Raw genomic sequence first — 13108 nt, 5'->3', positions numbered from 1 at the left:
TGTTCATCATAAGTGTGTAAGATGCATTCGTAAAATGAATCTTTTTGATGTGATGAATTTGTATGATTCATGCAAAATGAAAAATCGATCGACATCACTCTCTATATCTATGAATATGGATTTTATATAAGTCTTTAGGCTCAACATTAAACCTTGTACCTATATTGGTTAAAATGTATAATATTTGTATATAAAAACATTAATAGGAAATGAGAGGATATATTTATGAAAATAGTCCTGAAAGTAGTAGCTTCTATTCTTTGTATGATGATGTTGAGTTTTCATATACAAGAAAATGTGAGTGCCGCAGAGGGTGGAACAATAACAACAGTTGATCGTTATCAATATGGTGATGATTATCTGACAGGTAAGACAATTCCTAACGCAATCGTTGCATTCGGAGATTGGGGTCTTCCTAGAGACTGGAAATCTAGATATCACGATTACGCAAAAGCAGATAGTAAAGGAAATTTTAAATTGTTTTCTGGTAAAGCGACTGCTGGTCAAACCTTGAATTTAGATACGTATGATCAAAGCGGTACCTTACTTGCATCAAATAACGTATATGTATTCAAAGGCTCTTTTAGCTCTTTAGATGATATATATGATACTTCTCAAGAGTTAACTGGGAAAACAGTGAAGAACACAAAAGTTGAGGTCATGCAAGATGGTAAAGTGATTGCGTCAGGGACATTCAATGATGCTATCCATTTAAAGTTGCCACCTGTACTAACCGCTGGAACATTCCTGACAGTCAAAATGACAACTGGCAGTAATATCGACGTATATAAAAAAATCATTAATCCTAAGAAATTCTCACTGGGCCCTACGACAAAATGGTCTAAATCATTAAAAGGTCAGACAGGTATTCCTTACGCAAAGATCATCTTTGCTAACAATGAAACAAACGACATTATTAAGTCCATGATAGCAGATGAAGAGGGTAATTTTGAGTTTAATGTAGACAAAGCAACCCTAAAGGCCTTAGACCGAAACAAGGTAAAAATTATTGAACCAGCTTATGACAACGTTTTGATAAGGGATTTCTTTTATGTTAAGTCGACAGCTCCAACATTGAACCCGTTTACTCAGTTATCAACATCAGTGAGTGGAACCGCCACTCCAGATAGTATCATAAAGGTATTAAATGGAGAGGGGCAAGTCATTGGAGAAGGTCAGACAGACTCTAATGGCGTCTATGACGTTACTGTTTCAAAATTAATCGGTGGTGACTTAATTACAGTAAAGACGTTCATGGCAGATAACCCAAGTGAAACAGATCAATCTCAAGAAGATGTACAGAAAGTTTATGTAGAAGATATAGATGATTCGAGTGATACAATTAATGGTTTCAGCACCTTTGGGTCTAATGCTGTTGTAGAAGTACAATCAGATTCTACAAATAGTACAATAAAAGCCATGTCCAAGCTCAGCATAAGTTCCACAAAAAAGAAATATGGCCCATTTCCAATCACCCCAGGGAAAAATTTTAAATTAAAAACGGGAAAATTAACAAAAGGTTCTAAAGTAACGATCACGTTGCAAAGCGGGAAGAGGAAGGTTTCCCTCCCAGTCGTAACCGTCAAAAAAATCTTCACATCTCCTCTTGCAGCATCTCAAGTGAAGGTGACGAACAATAAAGGGAAAAACGATACGGTAACGATAAAAGGAATCAAAAAACAATCCGTCATCAAAATCTTTAAACAAGCTTCTGGTGGAACAGCGATTGCTCAGCAAACTGCATCGAGCTCGAACATGACGATTTCCATGAAACAATTGGGTCAAACAAGTGGAACGCTTTATATCAGCATGAAAGAGCCTGGTCTAAAAGAGGGAAATCGAGTACCAATTCGCTATCAGGGTGAAAAATCAGACGCTCTAAAAGTCAACCAGGTCAAAATCAATAATCTTAAAAATAAAAAAGACGTCATTACAGTGAGTAAGATTAAGAAAAAAGACGTCATCAAAGTTTACTCAACAAACGGTAAATTACTTGCCACATCAAAACCGGCGAACAGTTCATCCATCAAATTGTACGTCAAACAAGTTGGGGCTAAGAGCGGCAAAGTATTTGTTACACGAAGCAGTGACAAGATGTTGGAAAGTGGAAAACAGACTGTTTCTTTTAAAGGTGAGCCATCCTCTGCATTAAAAGGCAGCCAAATCAACATCGTCAACAACAAGAAGAAAAATGACGTGATCACCGTTAGTCAATTAGCGAAACAGGACCTTGTCAAAATCTATAACCAATCAGGAAAATTAATTGGTCAGTCAACGGTCTCTAAAGGTAAGGTTGTGAAGGTGACCATCAAACAAATAGGCGCTAAGGGCGGAAAGATCTACGTCACCGTTACAGGAAAAGGCATGTCAGAGAGTAGTAAGACGGTAAAGTCGTTTAAGGCTGAGAAGTAGATTTCCCTAATAATTTGTAACACTTCATTTCTATAACAATCGTCATTCGTTTTATGGGTGACGATTTTACGTTCAGATCGTATTTTTGAAATAACTCCAATCATAGGATGGTGCCAATCTTGAAAAAAATAAAATATGTCGTCCTAACGGCTATTATCTTTTGTTGCAGTATGTGGTCTTCTAGTGTTCAAGCTCAATCCGGTTATTTCAACACATATACAACGTATACTGGAATGTCAGGCTCTGGATTCTACACCTCTATGCAAGGAATGTGTGTCGACCGTAACAATAATATGATTTATGCTGCAAAAATAAATACTTCAACCCAGCTGACACAATTGTACTCTATTAAAATGAACAGCTCGTCAAGCAATAGAACAGTGAAGCTTCTTAAAAACTCTGACACGAATAGTACTAGCTATGATTTAGGACATGCCAATGACTTAGCTGTCAAAGCCCAAAAAGGAGATGAGCAAGTTAGTATTTATGTAGCCCCTATGACCGATGGTGTCAAGTATGTAAAAAAGATCGTAAAGCTACAAGTGAACACGAAAAAAAGTACATACAAAGTGGCTAAAGCCTATGTCCTTCAGTACCAGGGAACGAATTTATCAGTTAGCGGCATCACGTATTCTGTTGGAGCAGACAAATTTATTGTGAGGTCTGGCAATCGCTTTTTCATTGGAGATTTTAATGATCAAACAGGGAAATTTGAGTATGAGGCCACATTTACATTAAATTATACAAAAGCAGTGATCAATCAATCAGTGGTAGATGTGTCGAAGTACATTCTTCAAGGAATTTCTTTTTACCAAGGAACATTATATGTCCCTTTATCTAAGCCAGATACCAACGGAGGGGCTTCTAACGTGAGTGTTATTCTCACGTATCCGTTAAATATCAACCAAATGATCAAAGAGCAAAAGGGAACAACAACAAAAGATTTTTCAAAAGATTTGTTTACTAGAAATGACCTATCTTTCCGAATAACGAGCAGTGCATTTACTCTTTTTGAGATAGAAGCTGTTGATTTCGATGACGGAACGTTATATTTTAATACGAATCGTGGGAAAAAAGGGACACAAGAAGATATGATCGCAACATTCAATGACTATAACTACTACAAATGATGCCAGCATTAAAAAAAGCTCCTCAAAAGTGAGGGGCTTTTTCCTTTCATCACCCATAATAATTATTCGCCTGAATAAAAAATTGGGATTGCATGTAGTTATATGTGATTTTCGAGAAGTCGAAGGGCTGTCCGTTTGTGAGATGGAAAACGGTCTCGACGCGGAGGGCAGGATCGTCTTGTTTAAGTCCGAGGTGCTTCGCTTCAGTTTCGTTTAGTTTGCCAACTTGCAGGTACATGTCAGAAAAGCCCACTTTAAGACCAAGGCCTTCACTAATGAATTTAAATACAGAATCGGCTGCAATTTCTGTGTTGAGGTAAGGAATAATGGTTTTCCGGTAATAGGACTCTTCTAAACATAAAGTTTGTCCATTGATGTAACGAATGCGTTTAAGATAGAAAACATCCTCATCTGGTTCAATGTTTAAATTCAGCGCAGCTTCTTCTGACGGTTTGACGGTATCTAACGTGAGAACTTCTGATGTCAGTTGAAATTCCTCTAAATCTTTTTTAAACCCTTGGTTGGATAATAGGCTAATATAGCCTTTGCGCCTATGCCTTCTCACAAAGATGCCGCTGCCCCTCACCTGATAGACAATCCCTTTTCTTTCGAGTAAATCTAATGATTTGATAATTGTACTTTTGCTCACAGCAAATTGATTCATGAGCGTCTCAAGCACAGGAAGTTTGTCTCCTTGCTGTAGCTCATGTGTGACAATATATTTTTCAATATCGCTCGCAATTTGTTGATACTTTAACATAGCCATTCCTCTTTGTTTTCACGATTTATTGTCTTTGTATTATAGCACATCCCGATTTCTCTTTGATATGCAAACTCAAATTATATATGTATTGATAAATTGTACCGGTATAATTATAATGTACATATACTAGTAGTGATAAAGGGGGGTTTTATATGTCAAAAGTGAGGGATTATCAAAAGCTTGCAGAAGACATCTTAGAAGCAGTTGGCGGAGAAGAAAATGTGGTGAGTGCTGCAAGATGCGCCACGAGGCTGCGTTTGGTGCTGAAGCGTTCTAATCCAAAGGCAAAAGAAGCAGTCAACGCCATGCCTGGTGTCATTACAGTGGTGGAAAACGGTGGTCAGTTTCAGGTTGTGATCGGTCAGCATGTAGGTGAGGTATATGAGCATTTTTCCAACCTTGTTCAGCTCCAAACGTCGGATGATGATCAGCCGAATGAAAACAAAGGAACGATACTGAATCGGGTCATTGCGACCATGTCCGCTGTGTTTGCGCCATTTGTGTATATTTTAGCCGCAGCTGGTATTTTGCAAGGTGCACTTATCTTAATAAATTTGATATTTCCAAGCTTCTCGAAAACAGGCACTTATGAAGTGTTTAGCTTTATTTCTTGGGCACCGTTTACGTTCCTGCCTATTTTTATTGCGATCACTGCAGCCAAGCATTTCAAAACGAATATGTATATCGCGGTTGCTTGTACAGCTGCGCTTGTCAGTCCTTCTTGGACAGAGATTGCTGGACGTGTAGCATCAGGGGAAGGTGTGACCTTTTTAGGGATTGCTTTATCTGAAACGGTTTATACATCATCCGTCTTGCCACCGCTTTTCTTAGTATGGATTCTTTCCTATGTAGAAAAATTCTTAAACAAACGAATTCATGAAGTCGTCAAACCGCTATTTGTCCCATTTTTATGTATGGTCGTCATGGTTCCGTTAACTATTCTATTAATCGGTCCTCTTTCGACAGCAGGTGCAAATGGAATTGCAAACGGATACAATGTCTTAGCTGAAAATGTACCAGCTCTGGCAGGGGCCATTATCGGCGGTTTCTGGCAAGTACTCGTGATTTTCGGTGTTCACTGGGGCATCACGCCAATGGTACTTGCGAACTTTGAACAATATGGACGTGACTCTTTTCAGGCATATCAAACCATCGCTGTTATCGCTCAAGTCGGTGCGGTGCTGGGAGTTATTTTAAAAGCAAGAAATCGGGAAACACGGAAAGTTGGGGTTTCAGCTGGAATCACAGGACTCTTCGGTATTACGGAGCCTGCGATTTACGGTGTCACCTTACGTTTTAAAAAGCCATTTATTTTTGGGTGTATTTCTGGAGCGGTCGGTGCGGTTGTGGCCAGCTTCTTTACGCCTTATTACTTTGCATATGCAGGGCTGCCTGGCCCGCTGACCATTGTGAACGGAATCAGTGCAGATTATCCAACGTCTATCATTGGTATTTTGATTGGTGTGGCCATTGCGCTGATTTTACCAGTTGTGCTTATTCAAATGTTCGGATATGGAGAAGATACAGTAGAACAGTCAGCTGGTGAAACACCTGTTAAAGATCAAGACGAAGAAACGACACAAGCTTCTATGAACAATGAAGAAATGATCACGGCTCCACTTACAGGAAAGGTGCTTTCGTTATCTGAAGTGCCAGATGCCGTATTTAGCTCTGGGGCGATGGGGAAAGGTTTTGCCATTCATCCGACCGATAACAAACTGTTTGCACCGTTTGACGGCAGTATCGTCATGCTTGCACCAACAAAACATGCGATTGGTCTGCGTTCTGAATTTGGTGTAGAGTTACTTGTTCATGTAGGAATTGATACGGTTTCTCTAGATGGATCGGCATTTACACTCAATATCAAAGAAGGCGACAAGGTGAAAAAAGGTGACTTGTTGATGACATTTGATCAGGAAGCAATTGAGAGCAAAGGATTACAAACAATTACACCTGTTATCATTACCAATACCCAAGCATACGAAGATGTGATTGTAGAGAAACGTTCGACATGTCAGCCAACTGACGTCATGATGACAATTGTGAAATAGGAGGAATAGATAATGACTTTACCAAAAGATTTCTTATGGGGCGGGGCATTAGCCGCTCATCAATTCGAAGGTGGATGGAATGCAGCTGGCAAAGGGCCGAGTGTTGTAGATGTGATGACAGCAGGTGCTCATGGTGTACCAAGACAGATCACGGAAACGATAGAAGAAGGAACTTTTTATCCAAACCATGAAGCCATTGATTTCTACCATCGTTACAAAGAAGATATCGCCATGTTTGCTGAAATGGGATTAAAATGCTTGCGAACATCGATCGGCTGGAGCCGAATTTTCCCTAAAGGGGATGAAGAAGAGCCGAATGAAGCAGGCTTACAGTTTTATGATGATGTGTTTGATGAACTGATTAAACATGGAATCGAGCCTGTCATTACGTTGTCTCACTTTGAAATGCCCCTTCATTTGGCAAGAGAATACGGCGGATTCCGAAGCAGAAAAGTCGCTGAATATTTCGCGAAATTCGCGGAAGTTTGCTTCAATCGTTACAAGGACAAGGTCACGTACTGGATGACATTTAATGAAATCAATAACAAAATGGACGTGAACAACCCGTTGTTCCTTTGGACAAATTCAGGGGTATCTATCAAAGAAGGCGAAAATGCCAAAGAAGTCATGTATCAAGCGGGCCATCATGAATTGCTTGCAAGTGCATGGGCAGTGGCAAAAGGAAAAGAGATCAATCCGTCCTTTCAAATTGGAGCGATGGTGTCCCACGTGCCAATTTATCCATATTCCTCAAACCCAGAGGATGTCATGCTGGCAGAAGAATATATGAGACAGCGCTATTTCTTCCCAGATGTCCAAGTGCGTGGCTACTATCCAAGCTACGCGTTAAAAGAATTTGAGCGCGAAGGCTATCACATTCCATTTGAAGAAGGCGATGAAGAAAGTTTAAGAAAAGGAAAAGTAGATTACCTTGGCTTTAGCTACTACATGTCAACAACGGTCAAAAGCGATGCAGTATCTGATCACAACGGAGACATTGTTAATGGAGCACTGCCACATGGTGTAGAAAATCCGTATATCAAATCAAGTGACTGGGGCTGGTCCATTGATCCGACAGGTTTAAGGTATACATTGAATCGTTTTTACGATCGCTATCAAATCCCGCTATTCATTGTGGAAAATGGCTTTGGTGCCATTGATCAAGTGGAAGAAGACGGTTCTATTCATGACCCAGAGCGAATTCAATATCTCGCTTCTCATATTCAGGCACTGAAAAAAGCGATTGAATATGACGGTGTGGACCTCATCGGCTACACACCTTGGGGCATCATTGATATCGTGTCATTCACAACCGGTGAAATGAAAAAACGCTACGGCATGATTTATGTTGACCGCGATAACGAAGGTAATGGTTCAATGAAGCGTCTTAAAAAAGATTCGTTTACTTGGTATCAAAACGTCATCACAACAAATGGTGAAGAAGTGTAATAAAGAAATGACTGGCCCGGATGAGCGTGGGATTCGCTTGTTCGGGTTTTTTTATTTCCTATGCTTCAATGTAGCCTGAATACAAAGAAAAAAGAGAGTGATCACAATAAAATAATTCATTGGATTGTGAAAGACATTAATACTAAATGTTAATTGAAGAAGAATCCAAAAACCGAATATCACTGTAACAGCTGGGATGATTTTTTTATACACATTGATTTTCCTTTCGAGAGTAGTTTGTTTTTAGGTAGCATTGTCTCATATCATTGCAGAGATGAAAAGAGAGAAAGATATTAATAGGTTCTATTGCACTATTTGGTATAATTGGTCTATAAAAACGATAAATGGTAGATAAAGAATAGGAGTTGTTGAAATGAATCAAACTCTGCAAATGGGTGCCAATACCGTACTAAACTCTCCAAAGGGGCAATTATCCATCAGTTATGAAGTGTCATCTGCAATTGATATTTCTTTAACGGCGTTTCTCTTAACAGATTCAGATCTAGTTCAAGGAGATAATGGCATTATTTTTTACAATCAGCCGGAGAGTGCTACGGGTGTCGCGACACTTTTACCAGCAGAGATATCAGATCAGTTGAAAAGACATCAATTGAATTTTGATATGAGCAAAGTGCCTGTCGGAATCACAAAGATGGCTATTACACTAACAGAGGATCGAGGAATCGGCTTTTCTCATGTGAAGAATCTGCAAGCAGAAATTCGAACAGGTGATGAGGTGCTATACCTAACACCAGTAAGCTTTACAAATGAAAAGGGTATTGTCGTAGTAGAGCTATACATAAGAAATAGTGAAACGAAAGCACGATCCATCTGGCGTGGCTTCGATTCTGGATTGGAAGGGCTATGCAAGCTTTATGGGGTTGAGGTTGAACCTGATGAACAGGATGTTTCTACACCTCCTCCAATGGTTTCTGAAAAACAAATTAATGAGCCTGCTCCAATGAAAACAGCCGCTAAACAGAAAGTCGCTGCACCTATTAGCTTAGAGAAAGTTCAAGGTAAAATTAGTCTAGACAAAGGTCATAAACCGATCATCATTGAAAAAACACCAGAGATTACGGCTACAGTATCTTGGGAGTCTGGAACCGATTATGATATCTACGCATTGGTCTATACGAAGTCAGGAAAACAAATAGATGTGGCCATGTTTGGCGCAAAAGGTGTTCCCGCTCTCAAAAGTTACGGTAACGGGGCTGTTGAGCATATGGGAGATGTCGGTAGAGATCGTGAATCAATGAAAACAGAAGTCATTAAACTAAGGTTAAATGATGATATCCTTGCGGTGGTACCCGTTGTTTACTCTGCTCAATCAAATGGAACAGGTTCTTTCTATAGATATAGAGTGTCTATGAGTATCGATAATCATCAAGGAACGTCTGTCACGATTCACGCGAAACATGCAAATGACAATGATCGAATTTATTCTTGTGTTCCAGGTATTCTTCAAAACACGAATGATGGTGTGATCATCCGTCCTTTAGAGCTTTACAGCAAGCCGAATTCCGAGCGCAGACCTAAATTAAAAATGAAGTCTTCAAATGAAATTGATGTTTTGATGGATAAAGGACCAATCAATGACTATAAGTAACGTGAACATGTGGCCAGACAGAGTATAATGAACTGTCTGGCCTTTTCTATATCCCTACAATTAATAAACTCGTTTATCCAATTTAGAGGGTAAATTGAATAGAGAGTCCATTCCATTTTTTATGTCATTTAGCCTATTTTTCCGTTTTGGAGGTCAAGGTAAAATAGACTTTATGATCAATAATGGAGGGAGTGGCTTAATCTGGGCTAAAATGGGGATTAAGGGTACGGGTGAAATTGGTTGGAATATGTCAAAAGGCGGAGGAGAAATAAATGGAAGAAGTTATTCTCAGCATGCTTTGGAAAGAATGGCACCTGATAGTCCTGAAGTAAAAGCTACTTTAACAAGTAGAGCAATTAAAAAAGCTGAAGAATTAGGGTTTAAACCACAAACAAAAGAATTTAGTGATTTCATCAAAAAATATGTTGATCCAAGAAATATTCCACCTTCAGTTATTGAAGACGCTATAATGAATACGAAAAAGATACCTGGTAATAGAAGTGGAACGTTTGTTCATGAAACACTGGATGTTAAAGTTATTATAAATGAAGCAGGCGATGTTATCACAGTTATACCGAAATAATTAATAAAAGGATGAATACGAATGTTTATTAAGTATGATGAATATGATCTATTAGAACTTTTCCAAAGTGAGCCGGTGAGTATAACAGGCAATATAGATGATGGAGAATTAATTTATACTTACAAAGATGACCAAAATTTCAAGGTGATTTTAACTTTAGATGTATATAAGCAAACGAGTAGTCTAAGTATTACATTTAATGATTCTATAGTATTTACAGGTGATTTTAATAATGTAACAAGTATAAAAAAAGATGAAAAAGCTATGGTAATGAACGTGGACGAAGAAGAGAGGTTAAAAGTTAAATTTTATAAACAAGTTGGAGTGGAGTTACTTTAAAATAGCCTTATTGTATTAGAAAGAAATATAAAACAATTATGATATTCTCTCAGATAAATCAGTAGGTGAAGTAGTTGTTACTTCTAAATATAATGTTATTGTTATCATACCTTGACTGGCTATATGCCTTTCAAGGTTTTTGTGTTTATTGGCCTTCATACCTAGAAAAAACGATAAAATGGGGATTTTTTTCCTGAGTGGATCATCGTATGATAGAGACAAGCAAAACGAACGCATTGAGCACTATTGAGAAGCACACTTCTGAATATCTAAAAATCAAAAAAGATCAAGAAGAAGCCCGCAAGATCGCAAAGGAACAAGAAGCGCTAGCCAACCGTCCGTGGTATGAAAAAGCTCTTGATTACGGAGGAAATATCGTCAATGAACTGACAGGCGTGAACGATGCAAAACGTGCCGCAACAGGCGTCGATCCGATCACAGGTGAAGAACTCACCGCAGGCCAGCGAGTCGCCGCAGGCGGCATGGCAGCAGCAGGCTACATCCCGATCGTCGGATGGGCGGGCCGTATTTTCAAAGGCGGAAAAGCCGTCTATAAAACGACTCAAGCCACCTCAGCCGCAGTAAGAGCGGTCGACATTTACAAGACATCACAGAAGTCTTTCGATGCGTTGAAAACATCACAAAAAGGCTTATATGGCCTCACCGCAACAAACGGCTTCAGCGAAGCGATTACGGGTCGAGATATGTTTGGAAATAAAGTCTCGAAAGAACAGCAGGAAGCGAGTATGAATGCGGCTCTGGGGATGAAGGATAGTACTGGTAAAGATGGATTTAAACATAAGTATTCTGACAATAGCAAAAATCATCTAATACGACCAGAAGGTGTTAGTAAAACAGGTGTAAGTGGTGGTCATAATGAAAAGGAATTTTTCAATTATTTAAATGAAAAAGAAATTCCCTATAAATTGGAGAGAAAGGAACGCCATCCTTCGGTACATGGAATAAATGATGTGTACTATAAAATAGCAAAACAAGAGCGTGGTATGTATACAAAAGAATTTAAAGCCTCTACTCATAAGAAGACTGTATATGATGATAATGTATTTACTGATGAACAAATTTACAAATATGGCCAAGAGGCAATGGAAAATGGTACTGAGTATGTAACTAGAGGCGGTCAACATGTAATACAAGGTAAATCAAATGGTTTAAAATTTGAAGGATGGAAAAATCCAAAAACAGGGGAAATTGAAAGTTTGTATCCAGTATTAGAATGGAAAAAATATAGTAATTAGGAGGATCTTGATGTTAAATAATATGCAGCCAATAGTTCAAGACTTTTTTTCTTTTTTGAAGAATGATTTAGTTGAGGTGTTAGAGTGTTTGTCCCATAGAGAACCTTGGCAAGATCATATGATGGGATACGAACTTCCTGAGCATTCAGAGGACGTTGAATTTAATAATGGAGTAATGATATTTATGGACACAGCATCTTATCATGAAATTGTGATGGATAATCTAGATTTCTATAGTTGCTTGGAAGAAATTTGTATGGAGTATGTTGCTGAAACTCCAGAACAGAAGGCACAAGTTTATTTACTTTTGGACAAGGTAAAGACTACTTTAAATTTGTGAAAATTAAACCTAACTGAGTAAACCTTTAATACGAAGGTTGATTAACTTATATGAGGTATTCAAATGTATTTAAGGAGCAATAATACTACCAGAATAAATAATTATTCTTTATACAAGATATTTCAACAGTAGAAGAAGTAGATCAGTATATAAGATAAAGTATATGAAACCTTTGACATTTACCAGAAACACAGGAAGTTAGGGGGTTTAACATTCACTAGCAGAAAGGGTATTTGATGTTTACTATTTCGAAGTGTAGGGCAGAGATAAAAATCTTTTAAAATATCTAATTTATTAGTTTGTCTAATCACAAAAGGAATGTATTAAATTATGTATTTTTCATTAGAGCATTTAAAACATCACAAAATAAAAGTTGATTGGAAAACTATATATGTAGGAATTAGGCTAGATTTGATCTCATACAAAGAAATAAGCAAGTATGCATTGGAATACTTATCTAATCATACTGAATGTGAAAATTCTTTAATCCTAGAATTAGCTTGGGGTGCTGGTGATCCAGATGAGGATTATAGAAAACTCCAAATGATATTAGTAGAATTATACAATGATTTGGTAGAAGAAGAATCTAGCCCATGGGACATTGAAAAAAGGAAATGGAGATATAGTATAACGTCTCACTTAAAAGAAAAAAATAAGAAGTCACCTGAAGAGTTATTGGATGAATTGTGTGAAGTATACGCTGATTTTGGTTACCCTGAGGATATGGAACCATTTATTCATTATATGCCTCCTTCAGATGGTTATAATCCGTTACTATATTCAAAAGAAGAGAATATAAATAGATTAGTATCTTTTTTTGATGAGTTTTTACAAAAAGAAAAAGCAGTTGTCCAATTCGAGCAATTTTAATTACTGATTAAAGGTGACTAATGAAAATAAAACTTGAATTCGAACAAGGTGTGACAAACTACTATAAGTGGTTAGATCAGAAAATAAATGAATTTAAACAGTTAAGTGTATATAGTATAAACGGATATCACTTTTTAAATGATGGTGGAATAGAGGCTTTTCAAAGTTATTGTCAAAATGAACTAATCGAAATTTTTAGCGGTCAATTAACTAATTACCATTTTTATATCTTTCTGAGTAATAAAGTAAATGATGTACATTCGCGAATAGAGAGATTCCGAAGTATGGAAAGCAATTGATTCAAAA

Annotated in this window: 10 protein-coding genes and 1 pseudogene; 10 read left to right on the top strand and 1 reads right to left on the bottom strand. The window is 37.8% G+C overall.

Annotated elements, in window-relative coordinates; all coding sequences use genetic code 11:
* The first annotated feature begins 225 nt into the window (after positions 1–225).
* Both ACNO7B_RS18515 and ACNO7B_RS18510 read left to right on the top strand, forming a co-directional pair.
* Positions 226–2412: an Ig-like domain-containing protein gene (locus ACNO7B_RS18515; protein WP_417901817.1), complete on the top strand. Its 2187-nt coding sequence runs from the start codon at positions 226–228 to the stop codon at positions 2410–2412.
* A 107-nt stretch (positions 2413–2519) separates the two neighbouring features.
* Complete coding sequence (locus tag ACNO7B_RS18510) at positions 2520–3542, top strand: hypothetical protein (protein WP_410684127.1); 1023 nt, start codon at positions 2520–2522, stop codon at positions 3540–3542.
* Positions 3543–3591: 49 nt separating this feature from the next.
* On the opposite strand, the gene ACNO7B_RS18505 is transcribed toward ACNO7B_RS18510, so the two are convergent.
* Positions 3592–4302 carry a GntR family transcriptional regulator gene (locus ACNO7B_RS18505; protein ID WP_255234171.1) on the bottom strand — a complete coding sequence of 237 codons (711 nt, stop codon included), beginning with the start codon at positions 4300–4302 and terminating at the stop codon, positions 3592–3594.
* Positions 4303–4457: 155 nt separating this feature from the next.
* Here ACNO7B_RS18505 and ACNO7B_RS18500 point away from each other — a divergent pair, with 155 nt between their 5' ends.
* The 8 genes and pseudogenes from ACNO7B_RS18500 to ACNO7B_RS18465 all read left to right on the top strand — a co-directional run bounded on the left by ACNO7B_RS18500 (position 4458) and on the right by ACNO7B_RS18465 (position 12802).
* Complete coding sequence (locus tag ACNO7B_RS18500) at positions 4458–6356, top strand: beta-glucoside-specific PTS transporter subunit IIABC (RefSeq protein WP_410684129.1); 1899 nt, start codon at positions 4458–4460, stop codon at positions 6354–6356.
* 9 nt (positions 6357–6365) lie between these two features.
* Positions 6366–7805 (top strand): 6-phospho-beta-glucosidase BglA, encoded by a 1440-nt coding sequence (gene bglA, locus ACNO7B_RS18495; protein ID WP_283933449.1) that lies wholly within the window; start codon positions 6366–6368, stop codon positions 7803–7805.
* 373 nt (positions 7806–8178) lie between these two features.
* Complete coding sequence (locus ACNO7B_RS18490) at positions 8179–9414, top strand: TerD family protein (protein WP_417901816.1); 1236 nt, start codon at positions 8179–8181, stop codon at positions 9412–9414.
* Positions 9415–9508: 94 nt separating this feature from the next.
* Positions 9509–9997: a hypothetical protein gene (locus ACNO7B_RS18485; protein ID WP_417901815.1), complete on the top strand. Its 489-nt coding sequence runs from the start codon at positions 9509–9511 to the stop codon at positions 9995–9997.
* 21 nt (positions 9998–10018) lie between these two features.
* Positions 10019–10336: a hypothetical protein gene (locus tag ACNO7B_RS18480; RefSeq protein ID WP_017359949.1), complete on the top strand. Its 318-nt coding sequence runs from the start codon at positions 10019–10021 to the stop codon at positions 10334–10336.
* Between the two features lie 233 nt (positions 10337–10569).
* A pseudogene (locus ACNO7B_RS18475) lies at positions 10570–11592 on the top strand (pre-toxin TG domain-containing protein); the annotation flags it as partial.
* Between the two features lie 10 nt (positions 11593–11602).
* Positions 11603–11932, top strand: coding sequence for a hypothetical protein (locus ACNO7B_RS18470; protein WP_045033619.1), 330 nt, complete (start codon positions 11603–11605; stop codon positions 11930–11932).
* A 330-nt stretch (positions 11933–12262) separates the two neighbouring features.
* Entirely contained in the window at positions 12263–12802 is a 540-nt protein-coding gene (locus tag ACNO7B_RS18465) for a DUF2247 family protein (RefSeq protein ID WP_417901814.1), read from the top strand.
* Positions 12803–13108: the final 306 nt, after the last annotated feature.

This window comes from Bacillus sp. AK25 (genome assembly GCF_048270685.1).
Lineage (GTDB): Bacteria > Bacillota > Bacilli > Bacillales > Bacillaceae > Bacillus > Bacillus altitudinis.
Note: the sequence above shows the minus strand (reverse complement) of the source record. Positions and strands in the feature narration are given on the sequence as shown.

Excerpts from the sequence above, each read along its gene's own strand:
- ACNO7B_RS18465 (WP_417901814.1), top strand. The coding sequence starts at position 12,263 with ATGTATTTTTCATTAGAGCATTTAAAACATCACAAAATAAAAGTTGAT.
- ACNO7B_RS18490 (WP_417901816.1), top strand. The coding sequence starts at position 8,179 with ATGAATCAAACTCTGCAAATGGGTGCCAATACCGTACTAAACTCTCCA.
- ACNO7B_RS18505 (WP_255234171.1), bottom strand. The coding sequence starts at position 4,302 with ATGTTAAAGTATCAACAAATTGCGAGCGATATTGAAAAATATATTGTC.
- ACNO7B_RS18500 (WP_410684129.1), top strand. The coding sequence starts at position 4,458 with ATGTCAAAAGTGAGGGATTATCAAAAGCTTGCAGAAGACATCTTAGAA.
- ACNO7B_RS18510 (WP_410684127.1), top strand. The coding sequence starts at position 2,520 with ATGGTGCCAATCTTGAAAAAAATAAAATATGTCGTCCTAACGGCTATT.
- ACNO7B_RS18470 (WP_045033619.1), top strand. The coding sequence starts at position 11,603 with ATGTTAAATAATATGCAGCCAATAGTTCAAGACTTTTTTTCTTTTTTG.
- ACNO7B_RS18515 (WP_417901817.1), top strand. The coding sequence starts at position 226 with ATGAAAATAGTCCTGAAAGTAGTAGCTTCTATTCTTTGTATGATGATG.
- ACNO7B_RS18480 (WP_017359949.1), top strand. The coding sequence starts at position 10,019 with ATGTTTATTAAGTATGATGAATATGATCTATTAGAACTTTTCCAAAGT.